Below are 22149 nucleotides of genomic sequence, written 5' to 3'. Positions count from 1 at the left end.
ATTAAAAAGGTTGATATTTATGTTATATTATTTTTAATACAACACTTATAAGGAGAAAAAAATGGCTGAAAATTTAATAAAAAGCGAACTTCTTTTAGGAGCAAAACAAAAAAAAGAAAAGAAAAAACTATATAAAAATTGAAAACTTTACACTAGTGCCTTAGGAATTATCGTAATTGGAACTGGTACAGGCTTAGGAATTTACTATGGACTATATGCCCAACATTCTGCAGCAACAACACCAGTAAATCTAAACAATCTTGAACTTAATACAACAATTTCAGGAACAGAAGATTCATCAGATGAACAATTTTTTCAAACATTTTTATATGAAAATAAAAATATTTTTGGTGACAATCTGACTCTTAATCAAGTTGAATTAACTAATTTTGAAGCAGTTAAAGTTGGACAAAATGGAACCTTAACAATTACTATTAAAGAAGGAACTAACGATAAATTCACTGGTTCAGTTGATATTACACTTAAATATCGTTTAGATGATGAAACTATAATTGATATAATGACTTTTTTATCAGATAATAATCAGCTTAATTTTCAAATTCCAACAGGAACTAAACAATCTGAATTAATGAAAATATTAACTGAAGACTTTAGAACTAAAATGAGTGATTATTATGTTTATGCCGATGATATTGAAAGTATTGATGTTAGTACACCAAGATATCAACCTACGCAAGAACAATTAGACACTAAAGATTTTGTGTGAATTCCACCTAAACATACAGATCAAGCAAATCTTGGTATAAGTTATTTATGACTTGGTTTCACTGTAACTTATAAAGATGGCACAATTAAAACACCTAGTGAAGGTCCTCTCGATGAAGATGGATATCATCATAGTAATTCTGTTTTAATTGCTTGAAACTTAAATGCAACTATTACAATGGTATAACATTCTTTCATTATACAAGCAGTGATTTTTAAAATCTATCACTGCTTTTTTTATCTTTACAACTAATAATTTAAATTTTTAAAAACAGAAAAAAATCCAATTTTCTTAAAAAAAATATTGAAATATTAAGATTTTTTGCTATAATTATATTATAAATTAATAAATTTAATAATTGATTAAAAGTTCTTAATTTGAACTTTTTTTAATGAAAAAATTTATTTAATAAGATTTAAAAAATTATTAACCCAATAAAGGTATGTATTAAATTATGAAAAAAAATATTAGAAAAAAAGAAAACAAAAAACTATATAAAAACTGAAAACTTTATGCTGCTGCATTAGCAATTATGTTAATTGGTGCCGGTACAGGACTAGGAATTTACTATGGAACTATAAATCATTCTGAAGTAGCTAAAATAGATTTAAATACTCTTAATCTTGAAAAAACAATTTCAGGTAAAGAAAATATGTCAGAAGAAGACGCATTTAATATCTTCTTAAATAAAAATGAAAGTTTTAATGAATTAAAAAACAATGTTGAAATTGAAACTAATTCATTTGTAAAACCAGATTATACAGCTAATGGTTCATTAACAATTAATGCTAAAACAAATAGTAAAAAATATATTGGAACTATTACAGTAACTATTACTAAATTAGAACAAATAAATTTAAGTACTCTTAAACTTAATACAATATTAACAATTCCAGTTGTAAGTCAACAAGCAGCTTTTGATTTATTCATTAAGTCTAATGCAAATATTACTGATTTAAAAGAAAATATTGAAGTTATGAATTATGTAGCATCAGATTATAACAAACTTGGATCATTAGAAATTCAAGGAAAAACAGATGGTAAATATACAGGAAATATTATGATAACTATTCCTGAAAAAAAGAAAACAAACTTAAATATGCTTATATCTAACACAATAATTCAAGGTAAAGAAAACATGACAAAAGAAGACGCATTTAATGCCTTCTTAAATGCAAACAGTAGTTTTTTAAACTTAAGTGATTTCGTTGAATATAGTTCATATAAAGCAGCAACTTACATAGCTAATGGTTCATTAACAATTAATGCTAAAGCAAATACTGGCTTTATTGGAAGTTTAATTATAACTATTACTAAAGTAGAATTAATAGATTTAAATACTCTTGAACTTAACACAACAATTCCAGGAACAGAAGATACAACAGATGAACAGTTCTTTCAAATATTTTTAGATAAAAATAAAAATATTTTTGATGAAAACTTAACTCGTGAGCAAATTCAATTATCTAATTTTAATGGTATTAAAATCGGACAAAATGGAACATTAACAATTACTGTTAAAGAAGGAATCAATAGTAAATATACTGGATCAATTAATATTACACTTAAATACCTTTTAGATGAAGAAACTATAATTGAAATGATAACTTATTTATCAGATAATAAGATGCTTAACTTTCAAATTCCAACAGGAACTAAACAATCTGAATTAATGAAATTATTAACTGAAGACTTTAGAGCTAAATTGAGTGATTATTATGTTTATGCCGATGATATTGAAAGTATTGATGTTACTACACCAAGGTATGAACCTACTCAAGAACAATTAGACACTAAAGATTTTGTGTGAATTCCACCTAAACATACAGATCAAGCGAATCTTGGTATAAGTTATTTATGACTTGGTTTCACTGTAACTTATAAAGATGGGACAATTAAAACACCTAGTCAAGGTCCTGTCGATAAAGATGGATATCATCATAGTAATTCTGTTTTAATTGCTTGAAACTTAGATGCAACTATTACAATGATATAGTAAAAAATTAATTTTATTGTAAAAGCAGTGGTATATGAAAAATTCATATGTCACTGTTTTTTTTATAAATGAATAAAGAAAATTATTTTCCTAAAAGAGTGTTAAAATAATAATTGAACAAGTTTAATAATTAGTTAAAAGTTCTTAATTTGAACTTTTTTAATGAAAATTTAGTTAATAAAATTCTAATTGTTTAAATCTTAAAAAAGATATTCCACAAACAGTTGATACTCAAGAAAAAGCATTTAATTTATTTACCCAAGAAAATTTGACAAAATATCCGATCTAGCAAATAATGTTGAAGCTGGAACATTTATATCATCAAATTATGCAGTTTTTGGTTCATTAATTTAATGCAAAATCAAACAGCAAATACAGTGGAACTATTACAATAACTATTAAATATATTGTTAATAAACAAACCTAGCAAAAACATTTTATGTTTTAGGAATATTACGATTATATGACTTTAAAATTCCACTAAATACTAAACAAAAATATTTAATTGGAATTTTTATAAAAGAAATTAAAACATTATATCTAAATTCCGATGGTTCTTTTGAAAGCAATATTGCTGCAATAGAATATCTTACTCAAGAACAATTAAATAGAGTAAGAACTTTCTGAACACCATCAAGATTTGATATGAATAGTAGAAACTGAAGTGCTTTAAGACTTACTAGAAATTTCTATTACTGTAATAGAAAGCAAATAAATAATTTCTCAATTAAATTAACTACAAAATAATGGTGAGACTAAAATTTACCATAAAAATAGTGGAATATGAAAAGCATATTCCACTATTTTTTATTTTTTATAACCAACAATAACTTTATCAATTAATGCTTGAGCAAGTTTAGGATTAACTTGACCTTTAGTAATCTTCATAATTTGACCCATAAAAAACTTATTAGCTCTAACAGGATTATTAAAATATTCTTCAACACGAAGTGGATGTTCCTGAAATAACTGTTCAATTATTGGTTTAATTTCTGTTTCATTACTAATAACTTTTACATCTCAAATTGCTAATAATTGTTGAGGACTATTTTCATTTGAAGTAAAAATTGTTGCTAAAATTTTTTGACTTTGTTTATTATTAACTTTTTCTTGACTAATTAACTTAATCAACTCTGATAAATGTCGATAATTAATTCTTGTATCATTAATATTATTAATATTATTTTGACTAAGATATTTTAAAACTGGCCCTAAAAGAAAGTTAATTGTTGCTTTTGTCATGTTATTATCTTTAACAATCAATTCAAACATTAAGCGTAAATCTTCACGATCTAACAAAATATTAATTTCTGCATCAGACAAATGATATTGTGTCTTTAAATAATTAACAATTTGCTCTGGCAAAAATGGCATATCAGCAATAATTTGATTAATTCATCTTTGATCTAATTGAATTGGTAAAATATTAGGCTCACGAAAGTATTTATAATCAACAATTGATGTTTTTTCTCGCATTAAAACTGTTTGTTTTGTTTTTTCATCAAATCTTCTTGTTTGTGAAACTATTTTTGTTTTAGCATCTAACAACTTTGTTTGGCGAGTAATTTCATCATCAACAGCTAAAGTAATATTATGTAAAGAATTAAGATTTTTAACTTCAATTTTTGTTCCTAATACTTTTGCATCTGGTTGCTTTAAAGAAATATTTAAATCACATCGCAATGAACCTTGACTCATATCAGCATCACTAATATCTAAGGCAACTAAAAGTTTTCTTAAAGCTTTAATATAAGCAACTACTTGTTCAGAACTAGTAAAAATTGGTTTTGTTACTAATTCTAACAAAGGAATTCCAGCCCGATTATAATCTAAAAAAGTAGCATCACCTTCATGAATTTGTTTTGCTGTGTCTTCTTCAATATGAACGCGTTCAAATTCAACTAAAAATGGTTGATCATTAATAACAATCTTTAATTGACCATCACGACCAAAAGGATGGTAATACTGAGTAATTTGATAACCTTTTGGTAAATCAGAATAAAAATAATTCTTACGATCAAATCGTAACAACGAATCAATTTCCATTTTTAAAGCATGAGCCAATTTAACAGCAGCAACTACTACTGCTTGATTTAAAACTGGCATTGTTCCAGGATAACCACAATCAATCGCACTAGTTTGACTATTTGGTGTTGCAGCAAAAGTATTAGCAGCACCAGAAAAGCATTTAGTTTTAGTTTTTAATTCAATATGAACTTCAACACCAATTGTAACTTGATAATTACTCATCTTTTTCTCCTAATAATTTATTTTTAAAATTGATTTTATCACTTAAAAATTTTGCAAGATTAAGAACAGTTTGATCTTTAAATGGTGCTGAATTAATATTAATGCCAATTGGTAACCCATCAACGATTGTTAAAGGAATAGTAATTGAAGCAGAACCATTAAAATTAGCTAATAATAATAAATCTTCTAAATAATCATGTTTTTTTGGTAAGGTTTTTGTCTTTTTTAAAATTGTTTTAATTTCCGGTGCTGGATTACTAGAAGGCATAACAATAAATGCATCATACTCAGCAAAGATTTTTGCTAATTCTTGAACAATTAATCTTCTAATTTTCTTTGCTTTAACAAATAATTCTTTTTGATGCCCTTCTGATAAAGCATAACTACCAATTACATAACGTCGCTTCACAACATTACCAAAGCCAGCAGTTCTTGTTTTAATCATTGTTTCACGATAATTTTTTCCTGGTTTACGAACACCAAAATTAATGCCATCTAAATTAGCATGACAACTAGTTGCTTCAGCGAAAGAAATAATCATATATACTGGTAATAATGCTTTTAATAACTCTTGATCAAAATCAAGATAATCTACTTTTACTTGGTAGCCAGATAGCGTTTTCATTAAATGATCAAATGATGCTTTAACTGATTTATCTCAATGATAAGAATCATAATTTAAAACAGCAACTTTTAAACCACTAACATCATTAGTTAAATTCTTAAAGTAATTAGTTTCGTTACTAGCAACACTAGTAAAATCATTTAAATCTTGCTTTACTAAAGTATCTAAAACAATTGCAACATCAGCAACATGATTAGTAAAAATTCCAACTGTATCTAAACTAGGAGCATAAGGAAAAACTCCATTGCGAGAAATTAAACCATAAGTTGGTTTATAACCAACAATACCGCAAAAAGCAGCAGGTTTACGAATTGAATCACCAGTATCAGTCCCAATCGCAAAAGGGACAACACCAGCAGCAACTAAAGCAGCCGAACCACTAGAACTACCTCCAGTAATATGTTCTCTATTTCATGGATTATAAACATATCCTGTATTAGCATAAAGACCATCACCACCCATTCCTAACTCATCTAAAGTAGTTTTAGCAAGATTAATTGCTTGACGATTTTTTAATAAGCTATTAACAGTACTATCATAACTAGGAACAAAATTAGCCAAAATATTTGATGAAGCAGTAGTTTTTTGACCAATTGTTGCAATATTATCTTTTAAAACAAATGGAATTGCAAACAAAAGATTATCTTGTTCAACAGTTCAATTTGCTAATTTTTTTGCTTTTTTTTCAGCATCTTTATGAAGAGAAGTAACAACAGCATTCAAATTACTAAACTTTTTTAATCTTTTTAGTGCTGAATCAATTAAAGTTTCTGGAGTAATATCGCCTTTAACTAATAATTGATGCAATTGCTCAATTGAAAACTGTTGATAATTAATTTTCATCATTAATCACTCGATTTATCACAATATAATCGCCTTTCACTTTTGGAGCATTATCTAAAACTAATTTCTTATCTAAGGAATCCGTAATAATATCTTCTCGTAAATATTGACTAGTAATATCAAAAGGAAAATCTAATGGCAAAATATTATTAGTATTAATCTTTTGTACTAATGCCATTTGTTTTGTAATTACTGCAAATTCTAATAATAAGGCTTTTGTTTGTTTTTTATCCAATTGAAAAAATAAATCTTCAGAAAATTGTTGTAAATCAATTTTAGTAATTTTAGTTTTTAATTTGACCATAACTTAAATTCCTTTCATCTTTAATTTTGTTTTAATTCTATCATTAGAATAAATGAAAGAAAGAAACTAATTACCATTTTTAATTAATACCATTAATTCTTCTTCATTAATAATTTTAACATCTAACATCTTAGCTTTATCAAGTTTTGAGCCAGGTTCATCGCCAACTAATAAATAAGTCGTATTTTTACTAATAGTATTTGTAACATTAGCACCATAATTTTTTAATAAATTAGCAAAATAATCTCGTGATCTTGATAAAGCACCCGTAATAACAAAAGTCATATTAGCAAAAATTTGTTTTTCTCGACTTGTTTTAGTTGTATAAGTAAAATTAAGTTTTGCTGTTTTTAACTTAGTAATTAATTTTTTATTATTTTGATTAGCAAAATAATCAACAATGCTTGTTGCAATTACTGGACCAACATCATTAATCTCTGCTAAAACTTGATATTTTGTTTTCATTAAATTATCTAAGGTTTTAAAATTTTTCGCTAAGACTTCAGCAGTCTTTTCACCAACATGTCTAATTCCTAAAGCAAATAATAATCGTTCCAAAGAATTATCTTTTGATTTCAGAATCATTGTACTTAAGTTATGAAATGATTTTTCACCAAATTTTTCTAAATTAATAATTTCTTGACGATAATTAACCAATTGATAAATATCAGCAACATTATGAATTCATCCTAACTCAACAAATCGTGCTAAATTTTTATCCTTTAAACCAGTAATATCCATGGCATTTCGTGAACAAAAATGAATTAATGACTTTAAAATTCGTGCCGGACAATTAGTATTAACACAATATTGATCAACTTCATCATCAACTTGTTCTAAAATACCATGACACTTTGGACAATTAGTTGCTTTTTTAAATTGGTGACTATTTTTCTTACGATCTTTAATAATTGTTTTAATGACTTCTGGAATAATATCGCCGGCCTTTTTAATTTCAACCGTATCACCAACTCGTAAATCACGTTCAATAATATAATCACCATTATGAAGTGTTGCATAAGTAATTGTGCTACCTGATAATCCAACCGGTTCTAAACGAGCATTATAAGTAATCCGACCTGTACGACCAACAGTTGGAAAGATTTCTAATAATTTTGTCACTGTTGTTGCTGCAGGAAATTTATAAGCAATCGCTCATCTTGGTGCTTTATTAGTATTACCTAAAACTTCATAAGTTGTTAAATCATTAACTTTAATCACAATTCCATCAATTTCATAAGATAAATTATTACGAATTTTTTGATATTTAGTAATATAAGTTCAAACTTGATTAATACTCTGACATAATTTTCATTCTTTATTAATATTAAAGTTATTTTCGGCCAAAATTTTTAATGTTTCACTATGAGTTTTAATGCCATCATTTAAAGCATCAATATAATAATAAAGAAAAGCATCTAATTTTCTTTTTGCCACAATAGTTTTATCCAATTGTCGTAATGAACCAGCAGCAGCATTACGAGGATTAGCAAATAATGGTAAATTTAATTTTTTTTGTTCTTGATTTAATTTTTGAAAATCCTTTTTGCTTAAAAAAACTTCACCACGAACTTCTAAATTTTTAACAAAATTAGAATTTAAAGTTATAGGAATAGACTTAATCTCTCTAACATTTTCAGTAATATCTTCACCAAAACTACCATCACCTCTTGTTGCAGCTAATTTTAATTGCCTATTTTCATAAGTAACAGAAAAAGAAAGACCATCAATTTTTAATTCACAAACATAACTAATTTTATCTTGACCAGTAATCTTTTTTATTTGTTGATCAAACTTAACTAAATCATCATAATTAAAAGCATTAGCTAAACTTAACATTTGAGTTTGATGTGCAATTTTTCTTAATTGTGAAGTTTTGATTGAAGTGCCAACAGTTTTTGTTGGTGAATCAACTTTAGCAAATTGGGGATATTGTTTTTCCAATTTTACTAACTTTTGATAAAACTGATCGTAAACACTATCACTAACTGACGGTTGATTAAGTTGATAATATTCATAGTTTCATTGTTTAATTTTGTTTATTAACTGGTCAATTTCCTGTTTAATTGCTCTTAAATCTTCCTTTTTGGCCATCTTTTACTCCATTATTTATTAATTATTAAATATTATACTTTTGAAATAATTGTTGATATTCATTATTAAAATTTGGTAAAATTTGACTCTTACTAGAAAAACGTTCAACTAATAAATGTAAGTAATGATGATCGTTATCTGCTGCTAATTCTTGTTGATAATAATTATTATTACCTTTCAAATTAAAATGAACTCCTAAAACTTTAAAGTTATGAGATAAATAATTACGAATATCTTTAATATAATTTAATTGCTCCATCAAAACTCGTTGTTTATTAAAATCATTAATACCAAAATATTCAGCAATTTTATTAATATTATCATTATTTAAAGTTTCTAATAAACTTAAAATTGATTCAAAAGACATAACTTCAAATAACGAACGAATTGTTTTTGATTTTAAAACACCATTATGACTATATTTATAATATCCAGAACGAATAACTCTTCTTGCTGCTCGTAAATTTTTTAAATGATCTTGATTTAAATAATGACTATTATCAAGATTTTGAATTTCACTAATGAATAATTGTCGTAATAAAATTTTTTTCAGTGAATTTTCAATCATAAAAATATGTTTCAAATATAATAATCGTAAATCAACATTTAATAATAATAATTCATCTAACGAATGATTAGGATAACTTTTTTTTAATTGCTCTAAATATTTTTCATCAACAAGATTTTCAACCAATCAAGTTTCTGATAATGCCATTGGCAATTGCCCCCTTTAACTTTATACCCCTATGATTAACCTTTAATTGTATAAATACCAACTTTCGGTTTTTCAGTTTCTTTCTTGTCATCTTTTTTTGACAGCTTTTCTTTTTGGAGTAATTCTTGCTCTAATAACTCATTAATATTATTATAATGAATTTGATAAGTAGATGTTAAATCAAAGGTTTGTGTCAAGTTATTAAGTTTATTCGTCTTTTGACTAGCAAATAATTCTTCTAGTTGTTGATCATAATGATCAAATTTTTGTGTCTTCTTCTTGCTAAAGAAGTTCTTAAAGAAACTCTTAACGTTAAAGATTGTTCAAAACTGTTTAAAGTTAATAATCATTGCTAAAATAACAACCAATCCAATACTTCCTAAGATTCCATAACCAATAATTGTTAAAGTTAACTTAGCATTATTAATCGCATTAACTGGTAAAAAGGTTGGAAATAAGTATAAATAACCAAATAAAATTGTTGCTAGAATTGGTAAAATTAAAATTAAAATATTTTGAACAATATATCTTAAATCGCTATTATAAGTTAAATTTTTTCAAATATAAACTCAAATGACAATCAAACGATAAACTCAACCAATTGCTAGAGAAAATAAAATCATATATAATGCTCAATCCTTATAACCATAAAAAGATAAAGTTCAACCTAAAGTAATTGATAAAACTAAAACAATTGCTGCTTGAATATATGAACTTCAAATTGTTTCTTTATGTTTAACAGTAGCATTAACAATCACCCTACCAGGTTCAGTTGCCACTTCTAAAGCATTTTTTAAAGATAAAAATAAAACAAAAGTTGGACTAGCTAAAAAGAAATTAAAAAAGATATCCCTACTATATGGATCGGTAATATTACTATTATTATATTGATTACCATAAATTGAAGCAATGATATACTGAGCAATAACAAATTGTAAGATAAAAGCAAAAGCTGCTACCATATAACTATACATTTCAAATTTAGTATAAGTTGCTCATTTAATCCGACCACTCTTAGCAATCCAATAACCAAAAGCTTCACGAAAAGAACTAATCAAAATTAAAGCAATGTTTCTAATTGTTGTCGCAATAATTAAGTAATAAGCATAAATTGTTGTAAATGATAAACTTAAAAAGATAGTAATTAAAATAATATCAATATTAGAAATTAATACTTCTGGCAAACGACTTAAACCAACTCATCATGATTGTCGCAATAAACGTTTTTGTTTAATTCATTTTTTATCTTGCAACCAGGGATATTCAATTTTAATAATAATATAAGTAACAATCGTTTTAATAATACCAGAAACAAGATAAGCAAAAAAAGGCACAAAAAAAGGCATATTTGGTACTAAAAATAAAGCAATTAGCAAAATATACATAATAATTTCGCTAAAAACAAAAACTAAACGATTTAAATAGCCCTTTTGATCTGATTGAATTAAGTTTTGATAAGCCCCAGAAAAATAAAAAAAGATTAATTCTTTTGAAGATAAACAAAGAATAACAACTGCTAATTCTCAAAAAGAAATATTAATATTAAAACCAATAAAAACACCAGGAACAAAATATCTTAAAACTGCAACAATCGCTGCAATCGCAATGACAATTGTCAAATAAATTTTACCCATTCGTTGATATTTTTTCTTAGTCGTATTAACAATATCATTAACAGTTTCATAATCACCATTTTGTAACGGACGATATAAAGAAAACATTGTAATTAATCCAAGTCCACCTTCAGTTAACGACAAGTAAGCAAGAAACGAAACAATTACTCGAATCAAACCAACAAATTCACCTTGATATTGACGATTAATAACAAAAAGAAAAGTAAACTGAAACAAAGAAATAATAACTGTCATTATTACTCCTATCAGTGTATTAAAAACTGCTCTTCTTGTTGACATTTTTACTCCTAAAAATTATTAATATATTTATTTTATCACTTTTTTAGTTAATTTTTGCTTGTAATCCATATTGTTCAATTAATAAAACAACGGTATCTGAATTTTTCAGATACCGTTCTCTAATAATGATAATTTTTAGTTCTTAAAAGCAGAACTTTTAAATAATTATTTGTATTCAAAATAATAATTATATTCTTTAATTGCACTCGTTGAACTATTAAATATTCCAGTTGTATTTGTTAAAGGTGAAAAACCTCTCATCGGATTTACAGAAGTAAGACCAGGCGACGAATCATTAATCTTAGTAGCATCAAAAAGTCAAGAATAAACACCAATCTTATTATCATCACGAGCAGTACTAATAAATGCTGTCGTATCTGAAATTCGAGAAAAACCAATCATACTGTCATTTTTTATCAAAGTAAAAGCATTTGATAAATCATTAATCTTAGTAACATCAAAAAATCAAGTAATAGGATCTTTACTCTTATAAGTTTTTGCCTGTTCGACAAATATTCCAGTAGTTTCACTTAAGCGATCAAAGCTAAATAATTTTTTACTTAATTTTGTAAAACCATGCGACGAATCATTAATCTTAGTAACATCAAAATAAAGCATTTCATCAGTCATTAAGTCACTCATAATTGCTGTCGTATCTGACAAACGATAAAACTGATATATTTTTTGACTTAAATTAGTTAATCCTTGTGATGAATCATTTACTTTAGTACTATCAAATAAAACAGCTTCACAAACTGAATTTCAAAAAACTGCTAATGTATCTGACAAACAAAGATATCTACGAAAATCTGCTTCAATCTTAGTTAACCCCTTATTTGACTGATTTATTTTTGTACTATCAAAAAAATAAGTTTCGTCATTATTTGTATCAAAGATGCCAGATGTTTCTGACATTGAACGAAATTCATTAAAAATAAGATTTAATTCAGTAATCTTCATTGTTGTCAAATCAAAAAAGCAAGCATATCCATTTTCAGCTTTAAACATTCCAGATGTATCTGACATCCGATAAAAATAAATAGTTTTATGATTCAAGTTAGTAAATCCTTTTGACGAAGTATTAATCTTAGTAATATCAAATAAATATGTTGTTTTTGAATCAATAAAAATTACTAATGTATCTGACAAACGAAGAAATCTACCTTTTTTATTTAAATCAATAAGTCCTTTTGACGAAGTATTGACCTTAGTACTATCAAAAAAATAAGCTTTGGTACTAGTCTGATAAATAATTCCTGCTGTATCTGATACAGCAATAGATTGTCAAGCAACTCCTTTACTAGTTAATGTCGTAAACTTTGGAGTTGGACTAGCTGTTATGTTATTAAATAATGCAGCATTTAAACTTAATGGTGAAATTGTTGTCCCAACTGTTGCCGCTGCTAATAGAGTTAAAAGTTGTTTCATAAATTATCCTCCTAAATGTTATTTTCTTTATTTTTTAATTTATATCTATTTTTAATAAAAAACAATCAACCATCAATGGTAATTTAAATATAAAAAAATAATGATAATTAAATCATTACTTTATGTTAAATTTTGTTACCATCATTTGTTCTAATTGTGATTGTAAATTAGGTAAAACAATAATTTTTTTGTTTAAGTACTCTAAAGGCGCTACTAAATTTTGAAAACTTAAATAATAAGCAAATAACATAATTTGTTTTGACATTATAATAATTGAACCATACTTTTGATCACCAACAATTGGTAATTTTAAATAAGCCAATGAAGCACGAATTTGATGTTTTCTTCCTGTTATTAATTGACATTCAACTAAAGTAAAATCATTTATCATTTTTAATGGTTTAATCATAGTTTGGCAACTTTTAGCACCCGTAATTTTATCTTTAGTAAAAATCATTTTCTCTTGTTTTTCATCATGATAAATAAAACCATTAAGATTTAATGCTGCTTTTAAATTACCCTGACAAACAGCTAAATACTTTTTTGTAATATTATTATTAAGTTGTGCTTGAATTAAATTTTGTTGAGCAAGTTTAGTTTTTGGATAAACAACCAAACCTTTAGTTAATTTATCTAAACGATACAAATGACTAATGGTAAAAGTTTGACTGTTAAAAAGTTCTGGTTCTTTTTGTGCTAAATAATAACGAACGATATTATCTAATGACTGATTCCTTGGACTATGAATTGTAATACCATGATCTTTAATCACAACAACAATGTTTTGATCTTGATAAATAATTTCTGGTGCTAAATTTGGATTAATAACTTCAGACTTATTTTTAATAACTAATTTATTGTCATAAAGATAAATTACATCATTTTCTTGAACTAAGTATTTAAAATTAGTCACTCTTTTGGAATTGACTTTAATTTTTTTCTTATAAAACAAATGATAAATTTGTGATAATGGCGCATCTTTAAAAGTTTTTTTTAGAAAATTAATTAAGGTTTGGTTACTATCATTTTTATTAACAACTAATTTAATCATCATTAACTTAAACTAATAAATAAAGAAACTGTTGCAATCGTATTAACTAACATATGCAAAGCAATTGTATAAGTAGTATTACCACGAGCAATAATAAATAATAACGGTGTGGCAATTGACATTCCTAAGTAACCAAAAATATTATTTCAATCACCACTATCTAAAATATGCATTGCTGGAAAGTAAACTAAAGAAGCAATATAAGCAATTCATTTATTACGAACAATACTAAAAGTTCCATAACGATAAGAAATTTCTTCATTAATTGGGGCTAAAAAGATTGATCCTAAAACTAAAGCAAAAATTCCTAATGGTGTTGTTGCCATTCGTTCTAATTGGTCTTGATTATCACTAGCACCATTATTATTAGCAAAAAAATTAGTTTGATTAACAGCGTTAGAAATTGTATTAAAAATTAAATTTAAAACTGTAATTATTACAAGAAAAGTAATAACTCATAATAATAAACTAACTTTAGCTTCTTTAAATGTTGCAACAATTTGCTTTCGTAATCCTTTATTAGTAAAAACTACAATTAAAGAACCAATAAATTGAATTACTACTTGAATAATAAATGAAACTGCTAAAAATAATGATTCATTCTTTTCTTGATCAATTGCTTTCGTTTGAACAAGAAAAAGAATTACAATTAAACTACTAATAAAACCAAAAATAAAATGAGTATAAGCTGCTCAAGCACCTCGCTTTGCCATTGCCTTTCAATCAATAATAAAAGCAATTATCATACCAATAATTGGCACTAAAATTGTTAAAACTAAATCTAAAACTGATCAAGACTTAGAAGCACTATCACTACTACTAATATGATAACCATAAGTCTTAATAAGACTATAAATAATTGGCACTAAAATAAAAGATACAAGATAAATTACTGTAACAAATCAATTAGGATTTTTAAAATTAAATGGAAAATCATGCTCAGAACTTAGTTCTTTTGTTTTAAAAAAACTTAATTTTGAATTTTTAACTTTTTCATCATGGTTTATTTGATTATCATCAGAAAAATTAGAAATTAAATGATTCATATTATTCACAAACAAATTAGCAACCCTATCTAATAATTTTTTTATTTAGTATACCATAATAATTTATCATTTTTAGTTACGATTGAAAAATGATTATTAAATGATATCGATAAAATACAAAAAACAAATTTAATCATTGATGTGAAATTGTTAAAACAAATATTAAATCATTAGAAAATTAAATTAAGTAAAAATTATTTTAAAATAACTTTTACTTAATTTTTTAATTCATATTAAAAAAGATAATAAATATGTTTTATTTGAATCCATTATTAAAAAAATTAAATGAAATAAAAATAGTTTTTTCAAGTTCACTTCTAGTTTTTTCATTTTCGAATTCAACAATTTCATCATAAATTTTATTAATATTTTCTTTTCATGCTTTTTCTAAAAAATTATATAATTGTTTTTTAGATTTTTTTTCATTTAAAACTGAATTTAATTCTTTACTTGTAAACTCGTTCATTAATTTTTCTTGTTCAGCAACATCTTTAATAAAAGAAAACGATATAATAAAAAAAGCTGTCAAAATCAATCTTTGAAAACTAATATTTAATTTTTTTATATTTTTTACAAAATTCTTAGACAAATTTAATATTTCAATATTATTTTTTGAATTAATAATAATTTGCTTATTATCTTCAATATCTTGAATAATTTCTGTTTGAGTTTTATTCACATTATTTAAAATTGAATCAAAATTTTCTATATAACATTTCAAAAATAATATTGAAGTAATTTCATTATAAGTATGATCTAACTTTTCAACAAAAACATCTAGAAACTCTTTATAAGAAACTAAAAATATTTCTTGTTGTAAAATTAAAAATTTATTTCAAATTTCCTTTTTAATTTCAATTAAATTAGAATTCATTATTCCTCCTTATAATATCAATGTGTTTTACTTTTTGTTTTCTTTTTTAAGAAAAGTTTTTAATTCAAATCATGAATCTTTTTCTTGCATTTTTTTATTGTTGATATTAAGAATATTATCTAACTTTATTTCTGTTTTTTTAAGTTGTTGTAAATCAATTTTATTAACTTTTTCATAAGCATGCTCAAGTGCTGTTAAAATTATTTGATTTCTTATAACATCATTTTCTTCTCTAAGCTTTTCAAAATCTAATTTTTGTTGGTTTAATTTAGTATCATTTAATTTTGTAGTTTTATTAAGTTTATATGTTAAACATCCTAAACATGCAGAAAAGACAAGTGAAAATATTGAAATTAAATTTGGTAAAATATACTGTAGAAAAAACATTAACCCTCCTTTAGATTCTAATACTTTACCTAAACTTTTGTTAATTTTATCATTTTTAATATCGTTAGACATATTATTTTTATATAAAAAATTAATTATTCTTAAAAATAATTTTTTACTTAATTTTTTAAATTAATTGTTATAATTACGATGTAAGTATCAAGAAATAATAAAAATGGTTAAAGATTTATTCAGGTGATGCCAATAATGAAATCAAAACGCATATGAATATCTTTATGGCTACTAACTTTATTAGCAATTTTTATTGTTTCTTTAATTAATCGTGTTCCTTATTTCTTATTAGGTGGTTCTAGTTCAGTATCTCCCTTAATGGAAGAATTACTTAATAAATATCCTGATAATCATAAAAAAGGTGACTTTAATTATGTTAGTTCAGCATCTGCTGGCGCGCCACCAAGAGTTGAAAAAAATACTTTTGGTATTGGTTTTTTATCAGAATCATACCAAGTTGATAAAATAGCAACACCAAATTTAATTAATTTCCAAATTATGCGTGATGGTCTAATTATTGTTTATAATCTTCCAAGTAAAGCTTTTTCTAATTCTAACACACTATTAGATTTTGATGCAAACAAAGTTAAACAATTATATTCACATAATGCTTTGTGACGAGATGTATTTCCTACTCAAATTAATCCTGATTTTAATATGAAAGTTAAACCATTTACTAGACCAAATGGTTCAGGAACTAGAACTGTTTTTGATGAGAAAGTTTTTGGTCATGGAGACTCTTATAAAGCTAATGTCGTTGATTCTAGTGGCGCAATGCTAAATCTTGAATCTGGTAGCATTGGTTATACTTCATTTGCTGATTTTAATCAAGCAAAAAATATTAATGTTACAGCAGGAACTTGAGAACAAATTGAAGCAAATTATCAAAATATTGAATTTAATGCATATAAATTATGACGACCATTTATTGGCATAATTAATAAAACTTATAAATATCAAGAAGAAATAACTAAACTTTTAAATTGACTTTTTAGTGATGATGTAACTGTTACTAACATTTTTAAAAAATATGGACCAAAAACAGACCTTGATGATGAAACTAATCAAGATTTACAACAATGATTAAAAGATAATTCAAAATTATATTAAAAATTAGGGAGAACGATTGTGGACAAAAAAAAGCAAACTAAAAAATTTTGATCAAAAGATAATTTTGCAAAAAATAACAATCAGGATAGTTTTATTAGCGATGAAATAAAAAATCGTAATGATTTGATTGCTAAAATTATCGTTTACTTTTTTTTAACTTTAACTTTACTACTTTTTGCTGCTTTGATTGCTTTTGTAATTGCTGAATCAATTTCAGCATTTCATAAATTTGGTTTTATCAATATGTTAATTGGTAATAAATGATCGCCAACTGATGATAATCCTTCATTTGGAATTTTACCTTTTATTACTGCGACATTTTGAGTTTGTTTATTCTCAATGATTTTAGCAATTCCTTTAGGAATTTTTACTTCTTTATTTATTTGTGAATTTTTACCAAAAAAAATTAAAAAAATTAGCTTAACTTTAGTCGAGTTGTTATCAGGTATCCCTTCTGTTGTTTTTGGTGCTTTTGGTTTAATGGTAATTGGTCCAATTTTTGTTAAAATGGGAGCACCAGCAAAACAAAATATGATGACTGCTAGTTTTATTCTTGGTTTAATGGCTTTGCCAACAATTATTTCGTTATCTGTCAATGCCATTAATGGTGTTGAACAATCATATCGTTATGCTTCATTAGCTTTAGGAATTAGTCAGAGTAAAACAACTTTTAAAATTGTTTTAAAAACTGCTGGAGCTAAAATTCTTGGCGCAGTTGTTTTTGGTTTTGGTCGTGTAATTGGTGAGACAATGGCAGTAATTATGATTGCTGGTGGTAGTACTTCCGGTATTTCTTTCAATAGTGGACCATTGGAATTCTTCTTTTCATCAATTACAACTTTAGCAGGAATCATTGGAATTGAAATTAATGAAACAACAAGTCCACTACATAGTTCAGCATTATATGGAGTTGGTGTTTTCTTATTTATTATCGTAACAATCATCAATCTAATTGTTTTAGTAATTTATAAAACTCATGAGCATAAATTAAGAAAAATTTATAAAAATAAACATGATAAATTAAAAACTGGAAATTTAACTGAAATTGAATTAAAAAATACTATTACTAATAAAATAATTAGTCGTCAAAAATCTAATAAAGTTAGTGATTCTTTCAGAACTACTATTATGACAATCTCATGAATTATTACAACAGCTTTAATTTTATGAATTATTGGTGATGTTATTTTACAAGGAATTTTTAACTTTCATCCAGGACCAGGTGAAAACATTTGAAACTTTCATATTACAAAATTCTTTACAATTAGTAGTGATCCAATAACCGGTCAAGGTGGCTATGTTTCTTTATTATTAACTACTTTCTTACTAGTTTTTGTAGCAATTAGTATTTCAATGCCCCTTGGAATTATTATTGCCGTTTATTTAACAGAATATAATAGTAATAAAACAAAAAAAATTGGTGGCTTCATTCGTTTTCTTTTGAATACTTTAGTTTCAACACCATCAATTATTTACGGAATGTTTGGTTTAATGTTATTTATTGATTTTTTAGCATTTGGCTTTACAATTATTAGTGCAGGGCTAACTTTAACAATTGTCGTACTGCCAGTTATTATTAAAGCTGTAGAAGACGCTTTAAAGGCCGTTCCAAGCGAATTTCGTGAAGCATCACTAGCTTTAGGAGCAAATAAAATTAGTACAATAATAAAAGTAATCCTTCCTAATGCCTTAACAGGAATTATTACAAGTATGATTTTAACAATGGGAAGAATTATTGGTGAATCAGCACCAGTTTACTTAACACTAGGTTCAACCTTACAATTTCCTAACAAAGGATTTTTAAGTTCTGGTCAAACCTTAACAACTCATATCATTTTCTTAAATAAAGATTCACCTTTACCTAATAAAGTTAACTTAATGTATGAAACAGCTTTCACAACATTATTATTAATTTATATTTTAAACTTCTTATCAAAACATTTTTCAAAAAAAACCACTGCTAACACACAAGCACGAGGAGACAAAAAGCCATGAATAACAATTGAATTACTCAAATCAAAGATAAATGAAAGAAAACAAAATCAACTCAAGAAAAAAATAAAGAAAGAAAACCAAAAGCAAGTGAAAAAGAACTTCAAGAACAAAGTATAAAAAGCAAAAATAACAAAAAAAATGATGAAAATAGCGCAATAAATAACAAAGTATTTCGAGTTGAAAATTTAAACTTTTATTATAATTATGGCAAGAAACAAGCTTTATTTAATATTAACATTGCTTTTGAACGTAATAAAGTTACTGCTTTAATTGGACCTAGTGGTTGTGGTAAATCAACATTATTAAGAACATTAAATCGTATGAATGATTTAACTGAAGGTAGCAAAGTTAAAGGTAAAATCTGATTTAATGATTGAGATATTTATGAAAATAAAAAAAATGTTATTTCATTAAGAACCAAAGTCGGGATGGTCTTTCAAAGACCAAATCCATTTCCAATGTCAATTTTTGATAACATTGCTTATGGACCAAGAAATCAAGGAATTAAAAATAAAAAAATTTTAAATCAAATCGTCACAGAATCACTAAAACAAGCTGCCTTATGAGATGAAGTTAAATCACATTTATTTGATTCAGCACTATCATTATCTGGTGGCCAACAACAACGATTATGTATTGCTCGTGCCCTAGCTTTAAAACCAGAAGTTTTATTAATGGATGAACCAACATCTGCTTTAGATCCAATTGCTTCAGCAAAAATTGAAGAACTAATTATGCAATTAAGAAAAGATTATACAATTATTCTTGTTACTCACTCAATGCAACAAGCAGCAAAAGTTTCTTATCAAACTGCTTTCTTTTTAAAAGGACATTTAATTGAGTTTGATAAAACAAAAAAACTATTCTCACGACCAAAACAAAAACAAACTGAAGACTATATTACTGGTCGTTTTACTTAAAAGTAAAAAAGGAGACAAATAAATATGATAATTAAAGTTAAAGGTCGTTTTGATAGTCAAATTAGAAAATTAAAAGAAGATGTTTTAGATTTATTATTCACTGTTAAAAAAGAACTACAAGATTCCTTAACAGCAATTCAAAAACATGAATATGAAATTTCAAATCAAATCATTGAAAATGATAAAGAAATTAGAAAAGTTGCTGAAAGTTTAACAACTACCGCAATTTGACGAATTGCATCACAGCAACCATTTGCTACTGATTTAAGAACAATTATTGGTTATATGTATATTATTAGAGATTTAGAACGAATTTCAAATTATGCCAAAAACATTTCAAAATTTAATGTTAAATACAAACCAGAACCACAGTTAGTAAAAGAAATTAGTAATTTAATGACTAAAAGTTTTGAAATGATTGACTTAATTGCTAAAGCAATTGCAGAAGAAAATGTTGATTTAGCATATGAGGCAGCAAAAAAAGATAACTTAATTGATAAATCTTATAAAGAAGCAATTGAAAGAGTAACAAATAGTATTAAAGATGATATAAAAAAAGATTTAATTAAAGAATATACCGTTGGAATTCAACAATTAAAATACATTGAACGACTAGGTGATCATTTAGTTAATATTTGTGAAACAATTGTTTATATGGCAAAAGGTAAATTTTATGATTTATCAATGCCAACAGAAAATCAATAAAAAATAGTTTTTACTAAATCAAAAGTAAAAACTATTTTTTTAATTAAATTCAATTACTAAAAATCTTTCATTGTTGTTTGATATTTTTCACCTCAATTATTCATTACATCAAGAACAGGATTTAATGTCAAACCCAACTCTGTTAGTGAATATTCAACCTTTGGCGGTACAACTGGATATATTTTTCTGCTAATTATGCCATTTCGTTCAAGTTCTCTGAGATTAGAAGTCAATACTTTTTGTGAAATTGGTTTTAATGTCTTATGAAGTTGATTAAATCTCTTTGTTCCTTGTCTGATTTCTCTAATTATTAAAATTTTTCATTTATTTCCTAAAAAAAATAAAGTAGTTTCAACAGGGCAATTAGGAATTTTTTTATTATCAGACATATCTTATTTCCTTTTTTAATTTAATAGTTTCTTTTTGGTAATTATAGCACTTTAAAGTGTGTACTTGTAAAAAAAATAGTAAATAACTAAAATAATAATATAATAAAATTACTCAAGGAGGAAATTAAAATTATGAAATTAGCAGTTATTTCTGCAAATGGCCGATCAGGTCGTTTAATTGTTGAAGAAGCAGTAGATCGAGGTATTGATGTTACAGCCATTGCTCGTAATGAAGAAAATACAACTAGTGCTGAAAAATATCTTAAAAAAGATTTAATGAATTTAACTAAAAATGACTTAAAAGAATTTGATGTTGTTATCGATGCTTTTGGGACTTGAGAAAATGATAAACTTGCACTTCATTCAACAACTTTAAAACATCTTTGTGACATACTAAGTAAAAGTAAAACAAGATTAATTGTTGTTGGTGGAGCAGGAAGTCTTTATACTAATAAAGAGCATACAAAACAAATTGCTGAAGCAAAAGATTTTCCTGATATGTATAAACCAGTAGCAAATGCCATGAAAAATGCACTTGAAGAACTTCGTCAAAGAAATGATGTTAGATGAACTTATATTTCTCCTGCTCTTGATTTTCAACCAGAAGGTAAAAGAACAGGAGAGTATATTCTAGCTGGTGAAGAACTTAAATTTAATAATGCCAATGAAAGCATAATTTCTTATGCTGATTATGCCATTGCTATAATTGATGAAGCAACAAAAGGAAATCATATCCAAAAAAGAATTAGTGTATTAAAAAAGTAA

General features: G+C 25.5%; 19 protein-coding genes. 7 read left to right on the top strand and 12 right to left on the bottom strand.

Annotated features, from left to right (window positions below; all coding sequences use genetic code 4):
• The first annotated feature begins 61 nt into the window (after nucleotides 1-61).
• Together LT335_RS03680 and LT335_RS03675 are read left to right on the top strand one after the other, a co-directional pair.
• Nucleotides 62-913: a hypothetical protein gene (locus LT335_RS03680; protein WP_249728747.1), complete on the top strand. Its 852-nt coding sequence runs from the start codon at nucleotides 62-64 to the stop codon at nucleotides 911-913.
• 268 nt (nucleotides 914-1181) lie between these two features.
• The gene (locus LT335_RS03675; RefSeq protein ID WP_249728746.1) at nucleotides 1182-2723 is read left to right on the top strand and encodes a hypothetical protein; all 1542 of its coding nucleotides are present in this window, start codon (nucleotides 1182-1184) and stop codon (nucleotides 2721-2723) included.
• A gap of 807 nt (nucleotides 2724-3530) precedes the next feature.
• On the opposite strand, the gene gatB is transcribed toward LT335_RS03675, so the two are convergent.
• The 11 genes from gatB to LT335_RS03620 form a co-directional block, all read right to left on the bottom strand.
• Entirely contained in the window at nucleotides 3531-4973 is a 1443-nt protein-coding gene (gatB, locus tag LT335_RS03670; RefSeq protein ID WP_249728745.1) for an Asp-tRNA(Asn)/Glu-tRNA(Gln) amidotransferase subunit GatB, read from the bottom strand.
• Complete coding sequence (locus LT335_RS03665) at nucleotides 4966-6444, bottom strand: amidase family protein (protein WP_249728744.1); 1479 nt, start codon at nucleotides 6442-6444, stop codon at nucleotides 4966-4968. Before LT335_RS03665 ends, gatB begins: the two co-directional genes overlap by 8 nt.
• Nucleotides 6431-6745: an Asp-tRNA(Asn)/Glu-tRNA(Gln) amidotransferase subunit GatC gene (locus tag LT335_RS03660; protein ID WP_249728743.1), complete on the bottom strand. Its 315-nt coding sequence runs from the start codon at nucleotides 6743-6745 to the stop codon at nucleotides 6431-6433. The genes LT335_RS03665 and LT335_RS03660 overlap by 14 nt, the downstream gene beginning before the upstream one ends.
• Before the next feature lie 66 nt (nucleotides 6746-6811).
• Complete coding sequence (gene ligA, locus LT335_RS03655; protein WP_249728742.1) at nucleotides 6812-8839, bottom strand: NAD-dependent DNA ligase LigA; 2028 nt, start codon at nucleotides 8837-8839, stop codon at nucleotides 6812-6814.
• Between the two features lie 25 nt (nucleotides 8840-8864).
• Nucleotides 8865-9554 carry an Abi family protein gene (locus LT335_RS03650; RefSeq protein ID WP_249728741.1) on the bottom strand — a complete coding sequence of 230 codons (690 nt, stop codon included), beginning with the start codon at nucleotides 9552-9554 and terminating at the stop codon, nucleotides 8865-8867.
• A 35-nt stretch (nucleotides 9555-9589) separates the two neighbouring features.
• Nucleotides 9590-11422 carry an MATE family efflux transporter gene (locus LT335_RS03645; RefSeq protein WP_249728740.1) on the bottom strand — a complete coding sequence of 611 codons (1833 nt, stop codon included), beginning with the start codon at nucleotides 11420-11422 and terminating at the stop codon, nucleotides 9590-9592.
• Nucleotides 11423-11632: 210 nt separating this feature from the next.
• Nucleotides 11633-12895: a hypothetical protein gene (locus tag LT335_RS03640; RefSeq protein ID WP_249728739.1), complete on the bottom strand. Its 1263-nt coding sequence runs from the start codon at nucleotides 12893-12895 to the stop codon at nucleotides 11633-11635.
• A gap of 115 nt (nucleotides 12896-13010) precedes the next feature.
• Nucleotides 13011-13949: an RluA family pseudouridine synthase gene (locus LT335_RS03635; protein WP_249728738.1), complete on the bottom strand. Its 939-nt coding sequence runs from the start codon at nucleotides 13947-13949 to the stop codon at nucleotides 13011-13013.
• Complete coding sequence (locus tag LT335_RS03630; protein WP_374982224.1) at nucleotides 13949-14992, bottom strand: CPBP family glutamic-type intramembrane protease; 1044 nt, start codon at nucleotides 14990-14992, stop codon at nucleotides 13949-13951. Before LT335_RS03630 ends, LT335_RS03635 begins: the two co-directional genes overlap by 1 nt.
• A gap of 256 nt (nucleotides 14993-15248) precedes the next feature.
• The gene (locus LT335_RS03625; RefSeq protein WP_249728736.1) at nucleotides 15249-15866 is read right to left on the bottom strand and encodes a hypothetical protein; all 618 of its coding nucleotides are present in this window, start codon (nucleotides 15864-15866) and stop codon (nucleotides 15249-15251) included.
• Nucleotides 15867-15893: 27 nt separating this feature from the next.
• Entirely contained in the window at nucleotides 15894-16325 is a 432-nt protein-coding gene (locus LT335_RS03620) for a hypothetical protein (protein ID WP_249728735.1), read from the bottom strand.
• A 135-nt stretch (nucleotides 16326-16460) separates the two neighbouring features.
• Between LT335_RS03620 and LT335_RS03615 the strand changes: the two genes are divergently transcribed.
• The 4 genes from LT335_RS03615 to phoU are packed head-to-tail and all read left to right on the top strand — an operon-like array spanning nucleotide 16461 to nucleotide 20995.
• Nucleotides 16461-17375 carry a PstS family phosphate ABC transporter substrate-binding protein gene (locus tag LT335_RS03615; protein ID WP_249728734.1) on the top strand — a complete coding sequence of 305 codons (915 nt, stop codon included), beginning with the start codon at nucleotides 16461-16463 and terminating at the stop codon, nucleotides 17373-17375.
• 18 nt (nucleotides 17376-17393) lie between these two features.
• Nucleotides 17394-19487, top strand: coding sequence for a phosphate ABC transporter permease subunit PstC (pstC, locus tag LT335_RS04650; protein WP_249728733.1), 2094 nt, complete (start codon nucleotides 17394-17396; stop codon nucleotides 19485-19487).
• Nucleotides 19488-19525: 38 nt separating this feature from the next.
• Complete coding sequence (gene pstB, locus LT335_RS03605; RefSeq protein WP_284069511.1) at nucleotides 19526-20290, top strand: phosphate ABC transporter ATP-binding protein PstB; 765 nt, start codon at nucleotides 19526-19528, stop codon at nucleotides 20288-20290.
• Nucleotides 20291-20314: 24 nt separating this feature from the next.
• The gene (gene phoU / locus LT335_RS03600) at nucleotides 20315-20995 is read left to right on the top strand and encodes a phosphate signaling complex protein PhoU (protein ID WP_249728732.1); all 681 of its coding nucleotides are present in this window, start codon (nucleotides 20315-20317) and stop codon (nucleotides 20993-20995) included.
• A gap of 56 nt (nucleotides 20996-21051) precedes the next feature.
• Here the strand turns inward: phoU and LT335_RS04645 are convergent, their stop codons facing one another.
• Nucleotides 21052-21384 carry a winged helix-turn-helix transcriptional regulator gene (locus LT335_RS04645; RefSeq protein WP_249728731.1) on the bottom strand — a complete coding sequence of 111 codons (333 nt, stop codon included), beginning with the start codon at nucleotides 21382-21384 and terminating at the stop codon, nucleotides 21052-21054.
• Between the two features lie 132 nt (nucleotides 21385-21516).
• Here LT335_RS04645 and LT335_RS03590 point away from each other — a divergent pair, with 132 nt between their 5' ends.
• Entirely contained in the window at nucleotides 21517-22149 is a 633-nt protein-coding gene (locus LT335_RS03590; RefSeq protein WP_249728730.1) for an NAD(P)-dependent oxidoreductase, read from the top strand.

The organism is Spiroplasma attinicola (assembly GCF_023509825.1).
In the GTDB taxonomy this organism is placed as follows: Bacteria; Bacillota_I; Bacilli_A; order Mycoplasmatales; family VBWQ01; genus Spiroplasma_D; species Spiroplasma_D attinicola.
The sequence above is the reverse complement of the archived record's forward strand: the minus strand, read 5'-3'. Positions and strand labels throughout refer to the sequence as shown.